The 23,600-nt window shown below is 61.2% G+C and carries 22 protein-coding genes; 11 read left to right on the top strand and 11 right to left on the bottom strand.

What is annotated here, in order from left to right; all coding sequences use genetic code 11:
- Positions 1–256 precede the first annotated feature (256 nt).
- The 3 genes from C4E04_RS00580 to C4E04_RS00570 are packed head-to-tail and all read left to right on the top strand — an operon-like array spanning position 257 to position 5,180.
- Entirely contained in the window at positions 257–1,285 is a 1,029-nt protein-coding gene (locus tag C4E04_RS00580; protein WP_371682022.1) for an HlyD family secretion protein, read from the top strand.
- Positions 1,282–4,041, top strand: a complete 2,760-nt coding sequence (gene rbbA / locus C4E04_RS00575) for a ribosome-associated ATPase/putative transporter RbbA (RefSeq protein WP_109593958.1) — start codon at positions 1,282–1,284, stop codon at positions 4,039–4,041. Before C4E04_RS00580 ends, rbbA begins: the two co-directional genes overlap by 4 nt.
- Before the next feature lie 17 nt (positions 4,042–4,058).
- Positions 4,059–5,180, top strand: coding sequence for an ABC transporter permease (locus C4E04_RS00570; RefSeq protein WP_109593956.1), 1,122 nt, complete (start codon positions 4,059–4,061; stop codon positions 5,178–5,180).
- Between the two features lie 206 nt (positions 5,181–5,386).
- Here the strand turns inward: C4E04_RS00570 and hpaR are convergent, their stop codons facing one another.
- The 9 genes from hpaR to C4E04_RS00525 all read right to left on the bottom strand — a co-directional run bounded on the left by hpaR (position 5,387) and on the right by C4E04_RS00525 (position 14,474).
- Positions 5,387–6,376 (bottom strand): homoprotocatechuate degradation operon regulator HpaR, encoded by a 990-nt coding sequence (hpaR, locus tag C4E04_RS21665; RefSeq protein WP_109593954.1) that lies wholly within the window; start codon positions 6,374–6,376, stop codon positions 5,387–5,389.
- Positions 6,377–6,396: 20 nt separating this feature from the next.
- Positions 6,397–7,557 (bottom strand): alanine--glyoxylate aminotransferase family protein, encoded by a 1,161-nt coding sequence (locus C4E04_RS00560; RefSeq protein ID WP_109593952.1) that lies wholly within the window; start codon positions 7,555–7,557, stop codon positions 6,397–6,399.
- 41 nt (positions 7,558–7,598) lie between these two features.
- On the bottom strand, positions 7,599–8,336 hold the full coding sequence (locus C4E04_RS00555; protein ID WP_109593950.1) for an amino acid ABC transporter ATP-binding protein: 738 nt from the start codon (positions 8,334–8,336) through the stop codon (positions 7,599–7,601).
- Positions 8,337–8,357: 21 nt separating this feature from the next.
- The gene (locus C4E04_RS00550) at positions 8,358–9,479 is read right to left on the bottom strand and encodes an amino acid ABC transporter permease (protein WP_245416182.1); all 1,122 of its coding nucleotides are present in this window, start codon (positions 9,477–9,479) and stop codon (positions 8,358–8,360) included.
- Positions 9,476–10,660, bottom strand: a complete 1,185-nt coding sequence (locus C4E04_RS00545) for an amino acid ABC transporter permease (protein WP_109593947.1) — start codon at positions 10,658–10,660, stop codon at positions 9,476–9,478. The genes C4E04_RS00550 and C4E04_RS00545 overlap by 4 nt, the downstream gene beginning before the upstream one ends.
- A 68-nt stretch (positions 10,661–10,728) precedes the next feature.
- Entirely contained in the window at positions 10,729–11,766 is a 1,038-nt protein-coding gene (locus tag C4E04_RS00540) for an amino acid ABC transporter substrate-binding protein (RefSeq protein ID WP_109593945.1), read from the bottom strand.
- Between the two features lie 219 nt (positions 11,767–11,985).
- Positions 11,986–12,789 (bottom strand): 4-hydroxy-2-oxoheptanedioate aldolase, encoded by an 804-nt coding sequence (gene hpaI, locus C4E04_RS00535; RefSeq protein WP_109593943.1) that lies wholly within the window; start codon positions 12,787–12,789, stop codon positions 11,986–11,988.
- Positions 12,790–12,797: 8 nt separating this feature from the next.
- Complete coding sequence (hpaH, locus tag C4E04_RS00530) at positions 12,798–13,601, bottom strand: 2-oxo-hept-4-ene-1,7-dioate hydratase (protein WP_109593941.1); 804 nt, start codon at positions 13,599–13,601, stop codon at positions 12,798–12,800.
- A gap of 3 nt (positions 13,602–13,604) precedes the next feature.
- Entirely contained in the window at positions 13,605–14,474 is an 870-nt protein-coding gene (locus C4E04_RS00525; protein ID WP_109593939.1) for a fumarylacetoacetate hydrolase family protein, read from the bottom strand.
- 433 nt (positions 14,475–14,907) lie between these two features.
- Between C4E04_RS00525 and C4E04_RS00520 the strand changes: the two genes are divergently transcribed.
- From C4E04_RS00520 to C4E04_RS00505, 4 genes are all read left to right on the top strand, one after another.
- Positions 14,908–15,735, top strand: a complete 828-nt coding sequence (locus C4E04_RS00520) for an ABC transporter ATP-binding protein (protein WP_109593937.1) — start codon at positions 14,908–14,910, stop codon at positions 15,733–15,735.
- Complete coding sequence (locus C4E04_RS00515; RefSeq protein WP_109593934.1) at positions 15,695–16,522, top strand: ABC transporter permease; 828 nt, start codon at positions 15,695–15,697, stop codon at positions 16,520–16,522. The genes C4E04_RS00520 and C4E04_RS00515 overlap by 41 nt, the downstream gene beginning before the upstream one ends.
- Before the next feature lie 84 nt (positions 16,523–16,606).
- Positions 16,607–17,335 (top strand): CBS domain-containing protein, encoded by a 729-nt coding sequence (locus C4E04_RS00510; RefSeq protein ID WP_109593932.1) that lies wholly within the window; start codon positions 16,607–16,609, stop codon positions 17,333–17,335.
- A gap of 216 nt (positions 17,336–17,551) precedes the next feature.
- On the top strand, positions 17,552–17,890 hold the full coding sequence (locus C4E04_RS00505; RefSeq protein WP_245416372.1) for a cytochrome c family protein: 339 nt from the start codon (positions 17,552–17,554) through the stop codon (positions 17,888–17,890).
- Positions 17,891–18,014: 124 nt separating this feature from the next.
- Here the strand turns inward: C4E04_RS00505 and C4E04_RS00500 are convergent, their stop codons facing one another.
- The gene (locus C4E04_RS00500) at positions 18,015–18,506 is read right to left on the bottom strand and encodes an SRPBCC family protein (protein WP_109593928.1); all 492 of its coding nucleotides are present in this window, start codon (positions 18,504–18,506) and stop codon (positions 18,015–18,017) included.
- Positions 18,507–18,541: 35 nt separating this feature from the next.
- Complete coding sequence (locus C4E04_RS00495; protein WP_109593926.1) at positions 18,542–18,973, bottom strand: VOC family protein; 432 nt, start codon at positions 18,971–18,973, stop codon at positions 18,542–18,544.
- A 58-nt stretch (positions 18,974–19,031) separates the two neighbouring features.
- Between C4E04_RS00495 and C4E04_RS00490 the strand changes: the two genes are divergently transcribed.
- The 4 genes from C4E04_RS00490 (at position 19,032) to C4E04_RS00475 (ending at position 23,567) form a co-directional block, all read left to right on the top strand.
- Positions 19,032–19,748 carry a helix-turn-helix domain-containing protein gene (locus C4E04_RS00490; protein ID WP_109593923.1) on the top strand — a complete coding sequence of 239 codons (717 nt, stop codon included), beginning with the start codon at positions 19,032–19,034 and terminating at the stop codon, positions 19,746–19,748.
- Positions 19,749–19,836: 88 nt separating this feature from the next.
- Positions 19,837–21,054 carry an adenylate/guanylate cyclase domain-containing protein gene (locus C4E04_RS00485; RefSeq protein WP_109593921.1) on the top strand — a complete coding sequence of 406 codons (1,218 nt, stop codon included), beginning with the start codon at positions 19,837–19,839 and terminating at the stop codon, positions 21,052–21,054.
- 123 nt (positions 21,055–21,177) lie between these two features.
- Positions 21,178–22,020: a universal stress protein gene (locus C4E04_RS00480; protein ID WP_109593919.1), complete on the top strand. Its 843-nt coding sequence runs from the start codon at positions 21,178–21,180 to the stop codon at positions 22,018–22,020.
- A 128-nt stretch (positions 22,021–22,148) separates the two neighbouring features.
- The gene (locus tag C4E04_RS00475) at positions 22,149–23,567 is read left to right on the top strand and encodes an NAD-dependent succinate-semialdehyde dehydrogenase (RefSeq protein WP_109593917.1); all 1,419 of its coding nucleotides are present in this window, start codon (positions 22,149–22,151) and stop codon (positions 23,565–23,567) included.
- The last annotated feature ends 33 nt before the right edge of the window (positions 23,568–23,600 follow it).

Genomic DNA, 23,600 nt, shown 5'->3' with positions numbered 1-23,600 from the left:
GGAGAGGATTCCTCCCCTGCCTGCGGCTGACGCCTCCGGGGCGCATCAAGGACAGATCGCCCCCCAAGGCGGCTATACCCCGCCCGACAAGCCATCGTGGCTTCCGGCCAGGCGGTCGGAGCCTATCAGGAAAAATACAGTCCTCCGGTGGATCGTCGCGCTTCTTGCACTCCTCGCTATGGCCGGGGTTGGGTACTATTGGTGGCTCCAGCATAGGCCGACGCTTCCACCTGGCTTCGCGTCCGGAAACGGCAGGTTGGAAGCAGACGAGATCAACATTGATACGAAGTTCGCGGGACGCGTCCTACGCCTCTATGCCGAGCAGGGCGACTTGGTGAAAGCCGGCCAGGTCGTCGCAATCATGGATACTCAGGACCTTCAGGCTCAGTTGAAGCAGGCCGAAGCCCAGGCCCTTCAAATGCAGCGAGCCGTGGATGAAGCGCGACAGAACCTCGTCCAGCAGAAAAGCCTAGTGTTGAGCACACAAGCAGCTGCACTTCAGACACAACGGATCCTGGATGAAACGAATGCGAACCTGCAACAGCAGCTGACACAGACGAAACTGGCTCAACAGGAATATGATCGCACCAAAGCGCTCGTGTCGAAAGGAATCGCCACCATCGAACTGCTCGATCAACGACAGCAGGCTTTGGATGCCGCCTTGGCGGCAAAAAGCGCTGCGGTCGCCAGGGTGAGCGCAGCGGAACAGGCGCTGATCGCCGCCCGACACAATGCGGATGGGGCAATCGCATCGCGTGATGCGGCCACCGCCAGGGTTGGGCAAGCAGAACAATCGAGCGAAGCTGCTACTTACAATGTCGAGTACTACAAGGTCATGATCGCGGATAATACACTGATCGCGCCACGTGACGGCCCCATTGAATACCGCCTTGCCACTGTCGGGGAAGTTCTGCCGGCCGGCGGCAAGGTCTTCACGATGCTCGACGCTTCATACGTCTATATGGACATCTATCTCCCGACTGCGGAGGCCGGACGACTTAAGTTCGGGAGTGAAGCTCGCATCGTCCTGGACGCCTATCCCGGTCGCGTCATACCGGCCAATGTCGTCTATGTTTCTAGCGAAGCCCAGTTCACCCCCAAGACCGTCGAGACGAAGAGCGAGCGCGACAAGTTGATGTTTCGAATCCGGGTCCGGATCGACCCGGATCGGCTCAAGGGCCGCGAGGTAAGCGTGAGAAGCGGCCTGCCCGGAATGGCCTACGTGCGTACCGATCCGGATGCAAAGTGGCCGCCTAGCCTAGAACCAGGGCCCGCAACACCATGATGATGGGCGATGGAGCAGTCGCAGTTCTTGAGAATATTACCCTTCGCTACGGCAAGGCTGTCGCGCTTGACGATGTCACGCTCGCAGTGCCCTCTGGCCGCCTAGCCGGATTGATCGGGCCGGATGGAGTTGGAAAGTCATCTCTGCTCGCCATCATCGCCGGCGCCCGGCAGATTCAAACAGGTCGGGCATATGTCCTGGGTAAGGACATGGCTGACCCAAAGGTCCGTTCTGCCCTCTGTCCTTGCATCGCCTACATGCCACAAGGCCTGGGCAGGAATCTCTATCCGGACCTTACCGTACGAGAAAATATCGAGTTCTTTGGGCGGTTGTTCGGAGAGCCACATAACGAGCGCGATGCGCGAATGGCGGAGCTTCTGGCAAGCACAGGGCTTATGCCGTTTGCCGACCGGGCGGCAAAAAAGCTATCGGGAGGAATGAAGCAGAAGCTCGGCCTCTGCTGCTCTTTGATTCACGAACCGGACCTCCTGATCCTCGACGAGCCGACGACCGGTGTCGACCCGCTGTCGCGGCGCCATTTTTGGAGACTCATCGAGCGCATCCGCGCTCGGAATCCCGCTCTCTCAGTTCTTGTCGCCACGGCCTATATGGAGGAGGCCGAGCGGTTTGACTGGTTGGCCGCCGTCAATGCAGGCAGGATCGTGGCCACGGGATCACCGGCAGAACTCGAACGCGCGACCGGAGCGAGAACTGTCGAAGAGACTTTCGTTGCCCTGCTCCCGGAGCGCGAGCGTACCGGCTATCAGGAATTCTATTTGCCTCGACGCTCAGAAGCCGACGGGGAGCCGGTCATCATGGCGGAAGGTCTGACTCGCCGGTTCGGGGATTTCGTGGCTGTCGACCATGCCAGCTTTACGATCAGGCGAGGGGAAATCTTCGGATTTGTCGGCTCGAACGGTTGCGGCAAGACAACCACCATGAAGATGCTCACCGGATTGCTGCCGCCCAGCGAGGGCGAGGTACGGTTGTTCGGGCGACCACTCGATGCAAACGATCTCGAAACGCGTAAGCGCGTCGGGTATATGTCGCAGGCATTCTCGCTCTATACCGAGCTGACAGTCCGCCAGAATCTCGATCTTCACGCGCGGCTATTCCACCTGTCGCCTCAAAAGGCGAATGCACGCATTGCCAAGCTCGTCAAGGATTTCGGCCTCGCCAACTATGTGGACGAACCGGCTCAAGCCTTGCCCCTTGGCATCCGTCAGCGGCTTTCACTGGCGGTTGCCGTCGTTCACGAGCCCGATCTTCTCATTCTCGACGAACCGACGTCCGGCGTTGATCCTATTGCGAGGGACCAATTCTGGAGACTGTTGACTGATTTGGCGCGGAATCGCGGCATAACGATTTTTGTCTCCACTCACTTCATGAATGAAGCCGAGCGCTGCGATCGCATCTCCCTGATGGATTCGGGTCGTGTGCTGGCAACCGATACACCAAATGGATTGATGCAGGCACGGAACGCCGAGACCCTCGAAGATGCCTTCATCGGATACCTTGAGGACGCAGAACAAGCCCGCGCCGGCAGCGAGGAACCAGGCTTCAGTGTGCAACAGGCTCCAAGAGACCCTTCTCGTGTACGCCCTCCAAAGGCAAGAACACGCATTCAATCGGGTTTCAGCCTCGAGCGTCTTACGGCCTGCACTATCCGCGAGACTATCGAATTAATACGCGACCGTATCAGGCTTGGCTTTGCTATACTCGGCACGACGTTCCTGATGCTCGTCTTCGGCCTTGGCATCTCTACGGACGTGAACGGGTTGACGTTCGCAGTCCTAGACTATGATCAAAGCCACGAGAGTCGCGCCTACCTGGAGGCGCTTCGCGGCTCAACCTACTTCATCGAGAAACCTCCCCTGGAGAACTATACGGCTCTTGAGAGGAGGCTCGCGCGCGGGGAAATCGACGCTGCCATCGTAATCCCGCCTGGCTTTGGGCGAAACGTCATACGCGACCAGCCCACATCTGTGGCAGCATGGGTCGATGGAGCGCGGCCCTTCATTGCCCAAACGATCCGCGGATACCTACAAGGCTTCCATCAGCTCTATCTCGCCGACCTTCTAACAAGGGCAGGTCAGCCTCTCACACCGGCTCCGGCCCTCGTCCAGCTTCGCTTTAAGTACAATCAGGACTTCGATAGCATCTACGCAATGGTGCCGGCTCAGCTTGCGATGCAGCTTGCGCTCTTCCCGGCCATTCTCATGGCGCTTGCCGTCGTGCGGGAGAAGGAGCTCGGCTCGATCACGAATCTATACGTCACGCCGCTGACGCGCCTTGAATTCCTCCTCGGCAAGCAGGCACCTTATGTCGGATTAGCGATGATCAACTTTGCGCTCATGTTTGCGATTGCGCAGTTGGTATTCAGAGTCCCACTCAAAGGGAGCTTCCCAACCCTGCTATTGGCGACCTTCATCTACGTCATAACGACAACGGCGTACGGTATGCTGGTTTCCACCTTTGCACGGACGCAGATCGCAGCACTTTTCGGAACCGCAATTCTGACGGTGCTTCCTGCAACAATGTTTGCAGGCATGCTCGTTCCGGTCTCGTCCCTGACAGGCATGGCCCAGATCATGGGGCGACTTTTCCCAATGAGCTACTATCTTCCGATCAGCGTCGGGACTTTCACCAAAGGGCTTGGGTTTCGCGACCTTTCAAGCGACATCGTTGCTCTTATTGTGTTCGTACCGTCCCTGACGGTGCTCAGCTTGCTGCTGCTCCGAAAGCAGGAGCGTTAGCGCTGGTGATTGCAACCATGCAGAAGCTCTCGAACATCTTCTGGCTTGGGACGAAGGAGTTACGAAGCTTCCGACACGATATCGTACTGCTTTTCCTCGTCATTTACAGCTTCTCCCTTGCCATCATGGCACAGGCCCAAAGCAGCTCCCAGGAGGTTCACAATGCCTCCGTGGCGATCGTCGACGAGGATAGATCGAACCTATCACGCCGCATCCAGCACGCGTTTCTCCTGCCATATTTTCAGGCGCCACAGCTGATCGCCGAACAGGACGTAGTGCCGCTCATGAATGCGGGCAGGTATACATTCGTGATCGATATTCCACCACGGTTCGAAGCCGACATCGTCTCGGGGCGCCAGCCGGAGATACAGATCAACGTGGACGCGACCGCGATGGTACAGGCCGGACTAGGTTCCGGCTATGCGCAGCAAATCATCACCAACGAGATCAATACCTTTCTATCACATATCGATAGGAAAAATCCCTCGCAGGTGGATCTCGTTGTGAGTCTTGCGTTCAATCCGAATGCCGAAACAGGCTGGTTCACCAGCATCATGGGCATCATCAACAACGTCACGATGCTCGCGATCATCCTGGCGGGAGCGGCAATCGTTCGCGAACGCGAGCACGGCACGCTCGATCATCTCCTCGCTATGCCATTAACCCCTTTCGAGATTGCGATGTCGAAGATTTGGGCAAACGGCTTCATCATTATCGTATCGGCGTTCTTCTCACTCTATGTCGTTGTCGAGGCCATACTTCGCGTGCCAATTGCAGGATCGATTCCCCTATTCTTGGTCGGGGTTGGGATTTACCTGTTCTTCGCCACAGCCATAGGAGTATTCCTAGGGACGGTTGCGCGATCGATGCCGCAGCTCGGCCTTCTCTATCTCCTTGTCTATCTGCCATTGGCCATGCTGTCCGGCAGCGGCACACCTCTTGAGAGCATGCCCTCGTGGCTCGCTGCAGTCTTGCAAATTTCACCTACTGTGCATTTCGTATCCTTCGCACAGGCTATTCTTTATCGTGGGGCCGGATTTGATGTGGTCTGGCCGGAATTCCTGATCGTCGCGTTGATTGGCGGCTTGTTCTTTGCCTTAGGCTTACTACGCTTCCGGAGCGTAACATCTATTGCTTGAGGCGCCCCTGATGCCGATTTTCATTTGCAGCTCACCTCACCTCTTCTGCGAGTAGGCGCCATTAGGCCGCAAGGCGCAGCCGATTGTACAACGGTGAGGTCACGTTTGGGGAAGGCAGATGTCGACCGGACGATGTTGCAGCTGCCCCTGCCCGGTCGCTTACACCTATAACAACGAGCCGCGTCGGCATGCATGCCGTTCCCAGGTCAGCCCGCGATTTCAGGGCCGTCCAGACACTCTTCGAGTTGCTGAAGCAGGTTCTGAAGTTCGGCGAGGCGCTCCGGCCCATATCGTCCCGTGATCTCACGATAGATCACCTCCGACTCGGCTCCTGCCCGCTCAATCAGCTCAAGGCCTTGCGGCGAGATCGAAATGATCCCACGACGCATGTCCGAGGAGGATGTCCGGCGCACGATGAGCCCTCGCTCGTCGAGGTCCTTGAGGATCCGCGACAAACTAGGCGGGAGGAGAAATGTCACGTCGGCCAGGGTCGTGACCTCAATGGTTTCGACTGACGTCAGGGCGCGCAGAACGCGCCACTGTTGCTCGGTTATCTCGAAGCGGCGGAGGCTTGCCCGGAAGTGGCGCATGACTGCTTCGCGCGCTCGGAGCAGAGACATGGGCAGCGACTTCGAGAAGTGCCGTATCCGTACCCGTGTCGATGAGTGGTCGGCATCCAAGGTCTTTTGCCTCGGCTCGGCGGATACACGCTCGGAGATGGAAGCTCCTGCGGCTTGGCGAAGTGGCGCAGACCGACCCGGAGTTTTCGCCGGACGTTCGGGTTTGGACGACGCCTTCTCGGGGATGCCACGCTGCTTCAAGTACTCGCGGTAATTGCTTGTCTTGAAATTCGTCGCTTCGTCGGCCTCCTCCATCTGCACAGATATACCGAGGGGGCGCGAGGCAGTGATTGGCGCGAGGAAATCCTTGACTGCCTCGAATACACGGCTCGCCGCAGCTTTCCTGTCTTCTTGCGACCGCCCAACTGCGATGCGCAGCAGAACATGTACGAATGAATTATCCGCATGGCCGTCCACGATAAGGTAGTTTTGGACGGGGACGCCGCGCGTGCGCGCACCTGCAAAGGGAAAGATCGTCCCATCGCCGATCAGCGCGTCCTGCGTTGTCTTGAGCAGAGCGGAAACGTCGATGCTGTCTTCGAGATTGCTTGAATATTCAACCCAGATATGAGGCATATGAGGCGATCCGTCTCGCGCTAGCGGAGTGAGGCCATAGCGGCGGCAACACCGCAGCCGGGCGTGGGAACATCATGGCCAAGCGCGGTCAGCGTGCGCTCGAGATAATGCAGGTCGGTCAGGATATCGGCTTCGCTGATCTGCCCCATAGTGCCGATGCGGATGACTTTTCCGCTCAGCTTATTCCGGGCACCGGCAATCACAGTATTATAATTCTCATACATATGCTTGACGATTGCACCGCCGGTAAGAGGTTCAGGCACTGAGGCGACCACAACGGTACGGGACGCAGCAGCCTGATCGCCGAATGCCGGCAGGCCGAGTGCGACACAGCCAGCCCGCAGAGCGTCCGACAGGCGCTTATGCCGAGCGAACACCTGCGGGAGCCCTTCTTCATGGATCATCGTCAGCGCTTCATGCAGCCCAAAGAGCAGGGAGACCGGGCACGTAAAGGCAGTTTCGTTGTTGTCGACGCCGGCAAGAGCCTTGCGCATATCGAAATAGAATCGCGAACACCTGTCGTCACGGTCGATGACCTTGCGGGCCTTGTCGCTCACGCTGGCGAAGCCGAGTCCGGGCGGGCACATCAGGGCCTTCTGAGATCCGGTAACAGCGATATCAACGCCCCACTCGTCCTGCCGCAGCTCCATACCGGCGAGCCCGCTGATGGAATCGACGAGGAACAACGTGTCCCGATCCCGAAGGAGCGCTCCGATTCCTGCGAGATCCGTCACGGCGCCGGTTGAGCTCTCATTATGGACGGTGACAACCGCCCGGTACTGAGCCTTGTCAAGGCTGGCCGCGACCTGTTGCGGATCCGGGACCTGGCCCCACTCGCTTTCGATCACATCGACCTCCGCTCCGAGAGCGCGTGCGATCTGAGCGTAGCGCTCGCCGAACTGGCCGTGCACAAGTGCAAGAACCTTCTCGCCGGGCGCCAGAACATTGACCAGACTTGCCTCCATGACGCCTGTGCCGGAGCTTCCGAACGTTAGCACAGGCGCCTGCGTTCCGAACAGCGGTTTGATCAAGCGTTGAATTTCGCCCAGAATAGCCCGCATTTCGGCGCCACGGTGGTTAACTACGGGCTTTGCGTTGGCCTGGCGGACCCGCTCCGGAACCGAAATCGGGCCGGGGATGCGCAGGCGATAGGGGTAGACTGTTGGGGACGCGTTAGTCATAGGAGGCTCCGGAAGACGGGCTAGCGGCTGCTAGGATTTGACTAGTGAATGACCTGCTGGATGAACTGGCGAGCTCGTTCAGTGCATGGGTTCGAGAAGAACGTGTCCGGTGCGCCGATCTCCGCGATGGCTCCATCAGCCATGAAAACGACTCGGTCGGCCACCGCCCGCGCAAAGCCCATTTCGTGCGTGACGCAAATCATGGTCATGCCGGTATTTGCCAGTTCGATCATGACGTCGAGCACCTCTTTAACCATCTCCGGGTCGAGTGCCGAAGTCGGCTCGTCGAACAGCATGACGTCCGGCTCCATGGCGAGAGCGCGGGCGATTGCGACGCGCTGCTGCTGCCCACCCGAGAGCTGATTGGGGAACTTCCGTGCCTGATGTCCGATATGGACGCGTTCCAGCAACTCCATCGCACGTGCCTCGGCTTGAGCGCGGGGCACACGTTTCAGCTTGATGGGCCCCAGCGTCAGGTTGTCGAGGATCGACAGATGGGGGAACAGGTTGAAGCTCTGGAAGACCATGCCGACCCGCTGGCGGATCTTCTCGATATTGTCGTCATCCTGAGAGACGCGCTCGCCTCCGACCGTGATGGTCCCCTGCTCGTATTCTTCAAGTCCATTAATGCAGCGGATCATGGTCGATTTGCCGGATCCCGACGGGCCACAGACGACGATCCGTTCGCCTTGCCGGACATCGAGGTTGATGTCTCTGAGAACATGGAACTGTGAGTACCATTTATTGACGTCTGTGAGCCGGATGAGGGTCTGATCCATGTTCTAACTACCCGGATGCGTTTAGGAGCGGTCGGCCCGTGCGAAGCCGGCCTCGATTGTGCGGCTGTAGCAGGAGAGGCCAAAGCTCATGAGCCAGAAGACCAGGCCGACAATGAAGTAGCCTTCGGCCTGTGAGCCGGCCCATAATGGGTCGGAGACGCCGGCCGAGACAATGTTGAGCAGGTCGAAGAGGCCCACCACCATCACCAAAGTCGTATTCTTCAGCAGCGAGATGGTCGTGTTCACGACACCCGGGACAACCTTCCGGAGTGCCTGAGGCAGGATGATGTAGATCATCGTCCGCCAATAGCCGAAGCCGATCGACATCGCGGCTTCGTATTGGCCTTTCGGGAGTGCCTGGAGCCCGCCGCGGACGACCTCGGCCATATAGGCCGCCTCGTAGAAGATGATGCCGACGACGGCAAGCGCGAGCGGATCTGGCTTCGTTCCGGAAGGCAGGAAGAACGGCAACATCACGATTGCCATGAAAAGCACCGTGAGGAACGGAACGCCGCGACAGAACTCGATGAAGCCGATGCAGAACCAGCGGATCAGGGGCATGCGGCTGCGTCGCCCGAGGGCGAAGAGAACGCCGATGGGGAGCGAGAAGGTGATCCCTGAGACCGCAAGTATCATGGTAAGCAGAAGGCCGCCCCATTGATCGCTCGGCACGAACGGCAGACCGGCAAACCCACCGCGCAGCAAGGCGAATGCTGCAAGCGGGAGGACGACGATCATGAAGAGCCAGGCATAACCCTTCTTGGGGATCCGAGGCACCATCAGCCACACGAGCCCGACAATGAGCAAGGCAAACACAATATCCGGTCGCCAGCGCTCGGTGGGTGGATAAAAGCCGTAGATGAACTGTGACGCTTTTGCCGTGACGAATGCCCAGCATGCACCGTCCGGTGCGCAATCGTTGCGACTGGCGCCGCGCCAGGTCGCGTCGATCAGAGCCCAGGGAACAATGGACCAGGCAATGGCAGCCAATAGCGTGATGACGGCCATCGAAACGAGGGCATCGCGCCATGATGCAAAGAGGCGCCGGCGCAGCCAGTTCAGAAGCCGGGGCGCCGATCCTGCCGAGGCGGGGGAGGCAGGCGGCCTGCTGTTGGCGGCCAGTATCGTGGCTGTATCGTTCACCGCTCGATGATCCTGGTCATGTGGTTGAACAGATTGATCAGCGCGCCGATCAGGAGACTGATGGCGAGGTAGACGGCCATCGTCATGGCGACGATTTCGATCGCACGTCCCGTCTGGTTGATGCTAATGCCGGTGAAGACGCCTACGAGGTCCGGGTATCCAATCGCCACCGCGAGCGAGGAGCCTTTGAGAATGTTGAGATATTGGTTCGACAGCGGAGGCAGCAGCACTCGGATCGCTTGAGGGATCACGATGAAGCGCAGGGTCTGCCACCAGCCGAAACCGATTGCGGCCGCCGCTTCGCGCTGTCCCTTGTTCACGGACTCGATGCTCGCGCGCACCAACTCGGCGATGAACGCGGCATTGTAGATTGCCATTGCGAGCACGAGGGCTGTCAGCTCCGGCACGAGCACCCAGCCACCGACGAAGTTGAAGCCTCGCAGCTGGGGAAATGACAGGTCGATCTGCGTGCCTGTCAGACCTACGACCGCGACCGGCAGAAGCGCCAAGATCGCCAAAGCAGGCAGCCAGGCGCTGACTTGGCGGCCCGTACGCTCCGAGTATACAGTCAGACTGCGAAACAGCGCGAGGGCAGCGGCCATGGCGAGCAGAATGGCAAGCGCCAGCAGGCCGGGCCTGTCCGTCGTCACGGCTGGGAGAAAGATCCCGCGGTTGGAGAGATACGCCACATCGCCGATGGCATGCGCCTGTTTGGGTGCCGGAAGGGCGCGGAGCGCGACGTTGTACCAGATGAGAATGTGCAGCAGTTGGGGCAGGTTCCGCACGAGCTCGACATAGATGCGTGCAGAGCGTGACAGGGTCCAATTGACCGAGAGCTGAGCGATCCCGACGGCAAATCCCAGAATGGTCGAGAATATGATGGCCAGAACCGTGACCAACAGCGTGTTGGTAATGCCGATCAGGAAGACGCACCAGTAGGTGTCGCTGGATGAGTAGGGGATCAGGTGGAAGGCAATCTCGAAGCCAGCCTCCTGCCTTAGGAAGTCGAAACCGATCCGAAGGCCTCGCGCTGCGAGATTGTCCTGCAGGTTGCCGATCGCGACGTATGCCAGCAGGGCGAGAGCCGCCACGAGCAGGCTTTGATAGAGCCAGCCTATCTTGCGCCGACGTCCGACCGATACGGCTCGCGGCGGCGATTGAACTGCATATGAGGTGGTCATCGTTCAGCTTGTCGAGGGTCAGGATCGGTAGGCCGGCGCCAGAGCGCCGGCCTCAAATGCAGGACTTGTTAGCGGATCAATGGTGAGGACATCAGTCCCTTGTTGTTCCAGAGGTTGTTGAGACCGCGATCGAGCTTGATCGGGCTTTTGTCGCCCAGATTGCGCTCGAACATCTCGCCGTAATTGCCGACGGTCTTGATCGCATTATAGGCCCAGCTGTTGTCGAGCCCGAGCTTGACCCCGAAGTCGCCCGTCACGCCGAGAAGACGCTGGACTTCCGGCGATGTGGAGCTCGCCTTCATCTCGTCGACATTGGCTCTTGTGATGCCAAGCTCTTCGGCTGCGATCAGGCCATTGAGGGTCCAGGCTACGATGTCGCGAAAGCGGCTGTCGTCCTTGCGCACGACAGGACCGATCGGCTCCATCGAGATCAGTTCCGGCAGAACGACCCAATCATCCGGGTTGCCCAGCTTCGAGACCGCCCCTGCGAGTGCGCTCAGGACGTTGGCGTAAACGTCACAGCGGCCAGCCGCGAGGTTCTTTTCATTCTGGTCCCGGGTGTTGGCAGCCACCGGCTTGAACTTGAGACCGTTTTTCCGGAAGTAGTCGGCCAAGTTCAGCTCGTAGTTCGAGCCTGCCGAGACGCAGATGGAGGCGCCGTCGAGTTCCTTCGCGCTCTTCACGCCAAGCGACTTCTTGGCCAGGAAGCCCTGGCTGTCATAGAGGTACACCCCGGGCCACTCGACATTCAGCTCGATGTCCCGGACGAAGGTGTGGGTCGCGGTCCTGGCCAGAAGGTCGATCCCGCCCGACTGAAGCGTCGCGAAGGCGGTCTTGATCTCGAGAGGTACGAACTTGATCTTCTCCGGATCGCCCAGAACGGCGGCCGCAACTGCGCGGCAGAAATCGACTTCGAACCCGGACCACTTCGCGTCGCTGTCGAGCGTGCTCATTCCGGTTTGTACGCCGCTCGACACGCCGCAATTGAGCATGCCACGGTCCTTGATGGACTTCTGCGTGGCGCCACTCTCGGCCGAAGCGACTGTCGTCGCAGCCATCAGGCAGCCCGCCGCCAGCATCCATTTGTTGCGCAGGTATTTGAGCATCCTAGTCCTCCCAGCGTCTGTCACGAAGCAGGTGCAAGCACAACATGCCTGCACAGCGCGATCGAGATGGCACATAACACGTTAATTATCAAGTTAATTATATTCCGGATTCTGTCGTCGGCGGATGGTTTTCAAGGCTATTTTGATTCATGAACTCAACAGGTTAGAGGCAGACCAGGCAGCCGCCCGCTGACACTCACTTGGCGGGCGAAACAATCTTCAATAGACGGATCCGCGCGTTGATTGTGCCTGCGAGCCGGAGCGGAACTGCGCAAGCAATCGGGTCGTGCTTCCGGCCAGCAGACCGACATCCGAACCGATCGCCACGAAGCTTGCGCCCATGTCGACATAGCTTTTCGCCAAGTCCTGATCGGCCGTCAGAATTCCTGGTGCGCGTCCGGTGTCGATGATGCGTTGCAAGCCTTCCCGAACTGTTGCCTGAACCTCTGCGGCTCCCGGGTTGCCCAGGAAACCCATGTCGGCCGCGAGATCTGCCGGGCCGATGAAAATGCCATCGACACCGTCGACAGCTGCGATCTCCTCGATTGCCGCCAGCCCTGCCCGACTTTCCACCTGCAAAAGCAAGCAGACCTGCTCGTTCGCAGTCTGAAGATAGTCCGGGATGCGGTTGTAAGCCGAGGCACGCGCCAGCGCGGCTCCGACACCGCGCATGCCGTCCGGGGCGTAGCGGGTCGCCCGCACGAGCGCCCTCGCCTGCTCGGCGGTTTCCACCATGGGGATCAGGAGCGTCTGAGCGCCGATATCGAGAACCTGCTTGATGATCCAGGCCTCGCCAACTGGCACCCGGACGACCGGATGACTTGCCGACGCTGCGACCGCCTGGAGCTGCGCTGCCAGCAGAGGGATGTCGTTCGGACCGTGTTCGGCATCAATCAGGAGCCAGTCATAGCCCGAGCCGGCGCAGACTTCGGCCACATTGGGGCTGGCCAGGGCAAGCCACAGGCCAATCTGGGTGCGCCCCGCCTTGAGCGCCGCCTTGAAGGGGTTTGTAGGAGCAGGCATGGATAGTCTCACTCGAAATAGCAGCTGACGGTGCCCAGCGGGCCGTAATCGCCGACAATGGTGTCGCCATGGCGTGCCTCTACCGGGCGGATGAAAGAGCCTGCCAGGACGACTTGGCCAGCTTCGATCCGCTCGCCATAGAGCGCGAGCCGGTTGGCCAGCCAGGCGATACCGCGCGCCGGATGGTTTAGCACACCGGCTCCTAGCCCCGTTTCCTCGACCTGTCCGTTGCGCGACACGATGGCGCCGACCCAACGTAGATCCACTTGATCGGGGCGCATGGCACGCCCTCCGACAACGATTCCGGCATTGGCTGCGTTGTCGGCAATCGTGTCGACGATGGTACGCGCCTGCTTGGTCTGCGGATCAACGCGCAGGATGCGCGTATCCAGGATCTCAAGCGCCGGCGTGATATAATCAGTTGCGCTCAGCACATCGAAGACAGTGACATTGGGCCCCTTGAGGGGTGCTTTCATCACAAACGCGATCTCAGCTTCGATCCGCGGCTGGATGAAGCGATCCTTCGGAATGCTGTCGCCGTCCTCGAAGCGCATGTCGTCGAGCAGCACGCCGGAATCGGGCGTGCTGATGTTCAACGCATATTGCATGGCCTTCGAGGTGAGCCCGATCTTCCAGCCGATCACCGTGCGTCCGGCCGCGAGCTTGCGCTTCACCCAAGCGCCTTGAACCGCATAGGCATCGTCCATGGTCATCTGCGGGAACCGCAGCGACATCAAACCGATCTGCTGGCGGGTCCGCTCCGCCTCGTCGAGGCTAAGGGCAGCGGCAGCAATGTCGTCAGGGGCCAGCATCGGTCAGACCTCGTCGGCGATGGTGTTGCGAAGAAGGCCGATGCCCTCGGCCTCGACCTCGACGACATCGCCGGGCTTCAGCCAGAGCGGCGGGTCGTGACGGGCACCGGCACCGGTCGGCGTTCCGGTGATGAGGACGTCACCCGGAACGAGGGTCGTGAAGGTCGAGATATAGCTGATGATCTTCCGAAACGGGAAAATCATGCGGCTGGTCCGGTCACTCTGGCGCAATTCGCCGTTCACCCGCGTCGTCAGCGCAATATCGGCGATCTGGGCTTCGTCGGTGAACGGCACAAGCCATGGCCCGATTGCGCCGGAGCGGTCGAAGTTCTTGCCCTGTGTGACGTTGAACTTCGCGTGCCGCACCCAGTCGCGAATCGTTCCCTCGTTTGCGAGCGTCAGCGCCGCAACATGGTCGAGCGCATCGCGTTCGGCGATCCGGCGTCCTGCCTTGCCGATCACAATGGCAATCTCGCCTTCATAATCGAGCTGCTCGCTCTCCGGCGGACGGATCAGCGGGCGGTCATGGCCGGTGAACGATCGCGGAAATCTGGGAAACAGAGAGGGGTTCGGCGGAGCGTCCTTGCCGTCCTTGTACTCCGCATTACGGTCGGGGAAATTCACGCCGACACAGATGATCTTTTCGGGTGCCGCCAGCGGAATCTTATACCGAATCGCGTCGAACGGGAGATCAGGCGCCAACCCTGCCCGAGCCTGCACAAGCCGGTCGAAGGCATTGTCGGCAACCACCTCCTGCAGGGTGGGCCATTGCGTGGAGAAACGGCTGGACAGGTCGATGATCCCTTCATCAACGACCAAGCCGTATCCATGACGGCCTTCGGCAGAATAGCTCACGAATTTGGGAGAGAGCATGCGTTCAGTCCTTTTATCGGCCCGCTGCTCAGCCGGGTCGACATTCTGTTTTGCGAGATGGATGAAGGTCGGACGGCCTCAGTGGCCGGTTACTGCGAGAAGGCGCAAGCAGCCGCTGCGCCCGGTATTCGCGATTGAGATTCGTGGCCTGGGGACTCGGAAAAGATCGAAGCTGCCATTGAAGCCGCATGTGACGGTGAAGTTATAATTACCATGTTAAATAAATACACCTGGAAATCAAGCGGCCCACCGCAACGTGTTAATTTTCTGATCTGGAAAGGACGATGGAGCGCGGATTGCCTTGGCCTCTCAGTCCGTCTGGTGGCGCACAATGATGATCGGGTCGATGAAACAAAGGTTCGGCTGACAAAGGTCATTGCGTTCCTGCGCGACCGATCTCAAATTTATACTTTGTGCATTCGGGGAGGACAGGTTGACCTCCATTCCCTATGGCGCGCCGAGCGCAACCGGCATCATCGAAACCCATGCTCTTACCAAGCGTTTCGGCAACCTGATCGCCATAGACGACGTATCGTTGCAGGTGTGGCCGGGGGAGATCTTCGGCCTCATCGGCCCAAACGGCGCCGGCAAGTCGACGCTCATCAAGATGCTTACGACCCTTTTGCCGCCCAGCTCGGGAACAGCCCAAGTGGCCGGCTTCGACGTGACGCGCCATCCCGAGAAGGTGCGGGCCCATATCGGCTATGTCCCTCAGCTCCTGTCGGCAGACCGCGCCTTGAGCGCCTATGAAAACCTCCTGGTCTCCGCTCGCCTTTATCTCGTGCCCCGCAAGGAGCGGGAGGCCCGCATTGCGGCCGCCCTTCGGCTGATGGACCTGGAGGACGCGGCTCAACGGCTGGTCGAGAATTTTTCAGGAGGCATGATCCGCCGGCTTGAGATCGCCCAGAGCATGATCCACGAGCCAGCTGTTCTCTTCATGGACGAGCCGACGGTTGGGCTCGATCCGGTGGCACGCCATGCGGTGTGGGACCACGTCCGCGCGTTGCGGGAAAGGCTGGGCACAACAATCCTGATCACCACCCATTTGATGGACGAGGCGGATGAACTGTGCGGCCGGATCGGTGTGCTGCATATGGGCCGGCTTGCCGAAGTGGGCTCTCCCCAGGAGCTCAAGGCGCGGATCGGCCCCGATGCCACCCTCGAGGATGTATTCACCCATGTCACCGGGACCGAGATGACCTCCGGAGGATCCTATCGCGATGTCAGACAGACCCGCGCCAGCGCTCGCGTCCATTCATGAACCCGCTCCGCTGTCCCTGATCACAGGCTATTACACCCAGATCTATGCGGTTGCGGATGCCGAAATTCAGAAACTCCGGCACGACCCGAGCGAGCTCCTGACGCGGGCCCTCCAGCCGGCGATCTGGCTGCTCCTGTTCGGGCAGGTGATGGCCCAGGTGCGAGGTATTGCGGACGGCGGGCGCTACCTCGATTTTCTGGCTCCCGGCATTCTGGCGCAAAGCGTCCTGTTCGCCGCCATCTTCTATGGTATTGCGGCAATCTGGGAGCGGGATCTCGGCGTCCTGCACCGCTTCATGGTCAGCCCGTCCCCTCGAAGCGCGCTCGTCCTCGGCAAGGCAGCCTCGTCGGCCGTCCGAGGCCTGTCCCAGGCGGTCATCGTCTATGGGCTCGCCGTTCTCATCGGCATCGATGTTTCGTTCAGGCCGGCGCATATCCTCGGCGTTGCCATTTTCATCGCCATCGGGTCGGCCCTGTTCTCGACCTTCTCGCTGATCATCGCCTGCATCGTGAAGACGCGGGAGCGCTTCATGGGGATCGGCCAGGTGCTCACCATGCCGATTTTCTTTGCCAGCAATGCCATCTATCCTATCGAACTGATGCCCCCATGGCTCAAGACGATTTCATCGGCCAATCCGCTGACCTATGAGGTTGACGGCCTTCGGGCCCTCATGCTGACCGGCGGAACGACAAAATACGGGCTTGGGTTCGACGCTGCGGTGCTGATTGCCGTCACGGCACTGCTCGTTGGCATTGCGGCGCGCATGTACCCTCGCCTGACTTCGTGAGCCTTACGGGCGCAGGCCGTTACAGTATCTTCAAGGGCGAATCCCCTGGATCGCCCGAAAGGTTTCGATCTCAGGAGATGGACGATGATTGTTGAGGATGTCATGACCGCTCCGGTCATCAGCGTCGAGCCCTCGACCTCGATCGGCGACGCGGCCAAACTCATGCTTACGCATCGGATCAGCGGCCTCCCGGTTGTGGAGCGGGACGGCCGGCTCCGCGGCGTGATCAGCGAAGGGGACCTCCTGCGCCGGGGCGAACTCGGTACCGAGCGCAAGCGGCCGCGATGGCTGGAGTTTTTGATTGGTCCCGGCAGGATCGCCGACGAATATGTCCGCACTCATGGCCGCAAGGTGGATGAGGTCATGTCGACGAATGTCGTGACGATCCGGCGCGATGCGCCCCTCGACGACGTCATCGAGGCGATGAGCCGTTACCGCATCAAGCGGGTTCCTGTGGTCGATGATGGACGATTGGTCGGCGTGGTGACCCGCTCCGACGTTCTGCGAGCCTTGGCGAAGGCTCTTCCGACGGCGGCCCCGGGAGCGGTCGGCGACGAGCAGATCCGCTCCGCCATCCTGGCGGAATTCGCCAAACAGAACTGGGGCTGCGGATTCGTCCAGGTCGAAGTCCGAGACGGTGTCGTCGAACTCGCCGGATCGATCTTCGACGAACGGGAGCGGACGGCCGCCCGCGTCATTGCCGAAAACGTTCCCGGCGTGAAATCGGTGACGGATCAGATGGTTTGGATCGAGCCCATATCCGGAATGATGATCCTCCCGCCGGACGAGAACAGAAGAGCCTCATCCCAGTAACCGGCTTTGGCGCGGATCCAATCAGGTATCTGATGAGTTGACGGCAGGATGGGCATCGCGAATCCGAACCGGATTGACGCGTCCATGTTGCAGCCCTGTCCCGGAAAGCGCTACAAACCGGGTGTCGGGGTTCTAGATCCCGCTCATACCCTTCAAAGAGAGGAAGCCATTATGCGTTTCGTCGTTCTCGTCCCCCTCGTCCTGGCTTTCAGCCCCATGGCGGCCAATGCTCAGGACGCAGCTGCAGGCGAAAAGGTCTTCGCTCCATGCAAAGCCTGCCATCAGATCGGCGAGACTGCCAAGAACGCCGTCGGCCCGGAACTCAACGGTGTCATCGGCCGTAAGGCCGGCTCCGTGGAGGGCTACAACTATTCGGCCGCCAACAAGAACTCCGGCCTGACCTGGGACGAGGCGACCTTCCGCGAATACATCAAGGACCCGAAGGCCAAGGTCCCGGGCACCAAGATGATCTATGCCGGTCTGAAGGACGACAAGAAGATCGACGACCTGATCGCCTATCTCAAGCAGTTCGACGCCAGCGGGAAGAAGTCATAAGGCTTCCACACGAGCCAGCTGCTTTGCATCCCGGCCAATCCGGCATGGAGCCGGACAGTCGGGATCGAAACGTGATGACGGCCGCATCGGGGCATCCAAGCCCTCGGTGCGGCCGTCCTGCTTTTCAGGCAGACGCAGCGATTCGCTCGTTCTCGGCGAGCTCGGCGAGCTGACCCGCCACGATGCTCCAACCTTCCTGGAAGCCCATCGCCTCGTGGCGCCTGAGGGCCTCCTCGCTCCAATGGCGCACGCGCGCCGTATAGCGGGTTCCGGATCCTTCCGGCTCGAACGTGATGATCACGACCATGAAGGGGTCCTGCGGCACCCATCCGGCCGTGAACGCATTGGTGAACACGATCTGACGGTTGGGCACGATGTCCAGGAAAACACCCTCGTTGGGAAATCGCGTGCCGTCGGGCGCTTCCATGACCATGAGACCGCGGCCGCCGGGCCTGAGGTCGAGCTCGACCACGGGGGTTGCATAAGGCCGAGGCGCCCACCATTCGCCGAGCCGTTGCGTCCAGACGCGGTAAACGGTCTCGGGCGGGGCATCGATCGTGCGGGTAATGGACAGCTCGTGAAGGGGAGGCCCTTGGATGGTCGCATGTGCATTCATGGCAATGTTCCGTGTGTCCGGTTTCCGAATGTGTGTCAGGCCGGCGCCATTTCCGATTGGGCCGCCATGGCGGCTTCCAGGTCCATCCACATCACTTCCCACATATGACCGTCGAGGTCCTCGAAGCTGCGGCCGTACATGAAGCCGTAATCCTGCTTCGGGCCAGGATCCATGCGCCCGCCGCTCGCGCCCGCCTTGTCGATTGTTGCGTCGACAGCCTCACGGCTTTCCGCCGACAGGCAGATGAGCACCTCGCTCGTTGTCTTCGCGTCCGCAATGGCCTTGGGCGTGAACTGGCGGAACTTGTCGTGGGTCAGCAGCATCACGTGGATCGTCTCGGAGAGAACCATGCAGGACGCCGTATGGTCGGAAAACTGAGCGTTCTTCGTCGCGCCCACAGCCTCATAGAAGGCGGTTGCGCGCTCGAGATCGGCTACGGGAAGGTTTACGAAAATCAGCCTGGACATGGGTTCCTCCGTTCATCCGGTTTGACATCCATGCCGCATCTAGTTATAAAAAGCAACTATGAAGTTAGAAAAAGTAACCAATAATCCGAAGCCGCCTGCCCGTCGTCATTACGACGATGCATGCGCGACGGCCCATGCGCTCGATCTGGTAGGCGAGCGCTGGGCGCTTCTGGTCATTCGGGAACTCATGATGGGCCCGCGGCGCTTCAGCGACTTGCGGGCCAACCTGCCGGGCATCAGCGCCAATGTGCTGACCCAGCGCCTCGAAGGGCTGGAGGCCGCCGGCATTGTCGTCAAACGCAGGCTTCCCCCACCGGCTGCGACGCAGGTCTACGAGCTTACGCCTTGGGGATATGAGAGCGAGCCGATCTTCCAGGTGCTCGGCCGCTGGGCGGCCCGCTCCCCCCATCACGATCCGACCCTGCCTTTCAGCGCCGTTTCGCTGATGCTGTCCTTCCGCACGATGCTCGATCCGGAGAGGGCAGCCGGAATCGATGCGCGGATCGGTTTTCGTATCGGAGAGGAGACCTATCTGGCTCATCTGGCGGAAGGGCGGATCGACATCCGCCGCGGCCCCGTGGACGGAGCGGATCTGATCGTCACGGGCCCTGCCCCTGTCGTAGCGGCCGCCGTGTATGCAGGCATACCCCTCTCGGCCCTCGAGGCGAAGGGCGAGCTTGGAATCGAGGGCGACCGCGCCCTCGCGGAGCGCTTCGTGACCCTGTTCCCGCTCCCGTCGAAGGTGGAAGCACCAGCGCAGCAGCAGGAGTCCTGAAGAGGAGAAAGCCGCGCCGCTTGATATCCGTCCTGCCCCCCGGCCATGATGCGGCCGATTCCGCCCCACCCTTCCCAAGGAGGTTTCCATGGATGCTGCCCAGGCGACGCGCATCGTGGAATGGGTCACCGGAGCGGGCCTCGCCGGCATGGCCGAAACGGAGCTGATGCGCGGCTTCTGCAGCCGTCTCGTCGAGGCCGGCCTGCCGGTCGCGCGCGCCAATATGGGCATCGACACGCTCCATCCGGTCCTCGAAGGACGGATCTTCCGCTGGGTCCACGATGCGGAGTTCGAGCCGATCTCGGAATACGGGCGCCTCGTCGAGGGGACGCAGGCGGAGGAGCGCTGGCGGCGCAGCCCCTATTTCCATCTCTACCAGGAGGATCAAGAGATCCTCCGCCGCAGGATCGGGCCCGATCACCCCTGCGATTTCGCGATTCTCGACGATCTGCACCGGGAGGGACAGACCGACTACGTGGCTCTCATGCAGCGATTCTCCGCGCAGGGCGCCATTGGCGAGATGGATTGCATCTTCTCGTCCTGGACGACTGCCGTACCGCAGGGCTTTTCGGATGGCGAGATCGAGACCTTGCGCCGGCTCGTCCCCTCCCTGGCGCTCGCCATGAAATGCAGCTCGCTCACGCGGATCGCCGAGACGCTGGTGGAGACCTATCTCGGCCGTGATGCCGGGCGGCGCGTCCTGAACGGGCGCATCGCGCGGGGCGTCACGGACCGCATCCAGGCCGTTCTGTGGTTCAGCGACCTGCACGGATTCACGCACATCGCCGACACCTCAGCGCCCGACGAGATCATCCCGTTCCTCAACGATTATTCGGAAGCGATCATTTCCTCCATCCATGAGGCCGGAGGAGACGTGCTCAAGCTCATCGGCGACGGCACGCTGGCCATCTTCAAGACGAAGGACCAGAGCCTCGCCTGCCGGCAGGCCCTCGCGGCCGAGGAGGCCATGCGCCGACGGATCAAGGAGCTCAACCGGGACCGCGGCGCGCGAGGGCTTCCCACGACCGAAGCATATCTAGGCCTTCATGTGGGCGAGGTTTTCTATGGCAATATCGGGAGCCGGGAGCGCCTCGATTTTACGGTCGTGGGGCCTGCCGTGAATGAAACGAGCCGGATTGCCGCTCTGTGCCATTCGGTGGAGCGAAGCGTCCTCGTCTCCTCGGCCTTTCAAGCAGCCGCCCAGGACGAGGACCGCAGGGCGTTCGTTTCCGTGGGACGATACGCGCTGCGTGGCGTCAAGCGTCCCCAGGAGCTTTTCACCCTTGAGAGCGCCTTGGAAGACTGATCTGCCGCGGAAACGACAGAGGACATTGCGCAAAATCAAGGACAATATGCCACGACCGACATGAAATGCGTTCGAAAGGCCGCGAGCGCAGTCCTCCTCGACGGAGGAAGCAGGGAGAGCATCATGATCAAAGACGTACTGGTTCATCTGGACGGAGGCGACGACGACGAGCTGCGGTTGGCTCATGCGGAGGCGATTGCTTCCGCCAGCGAAGCCCGCATCACGGGCCTCTTTACAAACACGCTTCCCGACTTCGCCCTGATGACGCCCATGGACGGCGGCGCGGCGGCGGCCGAAGTGCTTGCCGAGCTCGACGAGGAGGCCCGGCGTAGTGGAGACCGGACGCAGCAGCGCCTCGCGGAGCGCTTCATGCGCCTGTCCGTTCCCAACGAGATTCGCCGGCTCGATGGCACACCCGGCCAGCTGATGAAACAGGCCGTCTCCGAAGCCCGCCGGTCCGACCTGTTCGTGGCGCAAAGGCCCTATGACGGCAACGGATCGTCGGCCTGGGACGACCTTTTCGAATCGGTGCTCTTCGGAAGCGGACGCGGCGTCTACATCGTCCCGCCGGGGCGCAAGCCGGCCGAGGCGATCCGGCGCGTTCTCGTCGCCTGGCGCGAGACGCGCGAGACCGCGCGGGCGATTGCGGAGGCCGCCCCCCTGATCGCGAAGGCGGCCCGCACCTGCGTGCTGGTGGTCGACCCGGAGGATGCCGGAGGGAAGCCGACGCTCGATCTCGACATCGCGCGGCACCTGGAGCGCTACGGCACGGAAGTCGAAGTCAATCTCGTTCCGAGCAACGGTCGGGCGGTGAGCGAAGTGATTCTCGACCAGGCACGACGCATGTCTGCCGACCTCATCGTCATGGGAGGCTATGGCCACTCGCGGGCGCGCGAATGGATCCTCGGCGGCACGAGCCGGGATATGCTCGAACGAACCGAGATGCCGCTCCTCATGGCCCATTGACGCTCAGGCCGGGAACACGAAGCGGACAATGGGCAGCCCGGCACGGAACCGGGTTCGGGCGCCGGGCTTTTGGAGACGGGGCGGCTCGTTCATCATGACGAGGAGCCGCCTCCCCGAAAGGATGTCCCATGGCCGAGAGCTCCCTGACCGACCGACGCCCTGCCGCTACCGGCAAGCCCCGCTTCGAGACGCTCGATCCTGCCACCGGCAGACCGGGCCGCAGCTATGAGGGCCATACGCCTGACGAAGCGCTGGCCATCGCCCGCCAGGTGCGCGCCGCGTTCGGGGAATGGCGCCGGACGCCCTTTCCCGAGCGCGCGCGCCTCATGAAGGAGGCTGCCGCCGTCCTGCGCCGCCGCCAGGCGGACTTCGCTGAGATCATGACGTCCGAAATGGGCAAGCTCCTCGCGGACGGGCGGGCGGAAGTCGAGAAATGCGCCTTCAACTGCGATTATTTCGCCGACAATGCGGAGGCCTTCCTCGCCCGCCGGCCTGTCGATCTCGACGGGAGCCGGGCCTTCGTGACCTTCAACCCGCTGGGAACCGTCCTGGCCGTGATGCCATGGAATTTCCCGTTCTGGCAGGTCTTCCGCTTCGCGGCACCGACTCTGATGGCCGGCAACACGGCCGTCCTGAAACATGCCAGCAACGTCCCGGGCTGCGCGCTTGCCATCGAGAGCGTCTTCCGCGAGGCGGGCTTTCCGGAGAACGTGTTCCGCACCCTCCTGATCCCCAGCGCCCAGGTCAAAGCCCTCATCGACGACCCGAGCATCGCGGCCGTGACGCTCACGGGGAGCGTGGAAGCGGGCCGGGAGGTGGCCGCCGCGGCGGGGGCTGCGCTCAAGAAGAGCGTGCTCGAGCTCGGCGGCTCGGACGCCTATCTGGTGCTCGAGGATGCGGATATCGCCCAGGCCGCGAAGGTCTGCGCCACGGCCCGGATGGTCAATGGCGGGCAGAGCTGCATTGCCGGGAAGCGCTTCATCGCCGTGCGCCAGGTGCGGGAAGCTTTCGAGCGCGCTCTCGCGGCCGAAATGGAAACCTACCTCATGGGCGACCCGCGCGATCCGGGCTCGAAGCTGGGGCCTATGGAAAGCGTCAAGGCGCGCGACCAGATCCATGAGCAGGTTCGCCGCAGCGTGGAGCGCGGTGCACGGCTTCTCACAGGCGGCACGATCCCGGATCGTCCCGGGGCCTGGTACCCGCCGACCGTGCTGACCGATGTGCGCCCCGGCATGCCGGCCCATGACGAGGAGGTGTTCGGCCCCGTGGCGGCCGTCATCGAGGCCAAGGACGAGGCGGACGCGATCCGCATCGCCAATGAGGCCCGGTTCGGCCTCGGCTCCGGTGTCCTCACACGGGATCCCGCGCGAGGCGAGAGGATCGCCGCGGAGGAGCTGGAATCCGGCATGAGTTTCGTGAACGGCAACGTGCGCTCCGATCCGCGGATGCCCTTCGGGGGCGTCAAGGACAGCGGCTATGGACGCGAGTGCTCCGACTTCGGGATCCACGAATTCGTCAATATCAAAAGTGTGGTCGTCACCCGCTGATCAGTCGAGGCTATAACAAAATTTCCTTTAGGT

Origin of the sequence: Microvirga sp. 17 mud 1-3, from assembly GCF_003151255.1 — a bacterium.
GTDB lineage: Bacteria > Pseudomonadota > Alphaproteobacteria > Rhizobiales > Beijerinckiaceae > Microvirga.
This window is presented reverse-complemented; position numbering and strand designations above follow the sequence as displayed.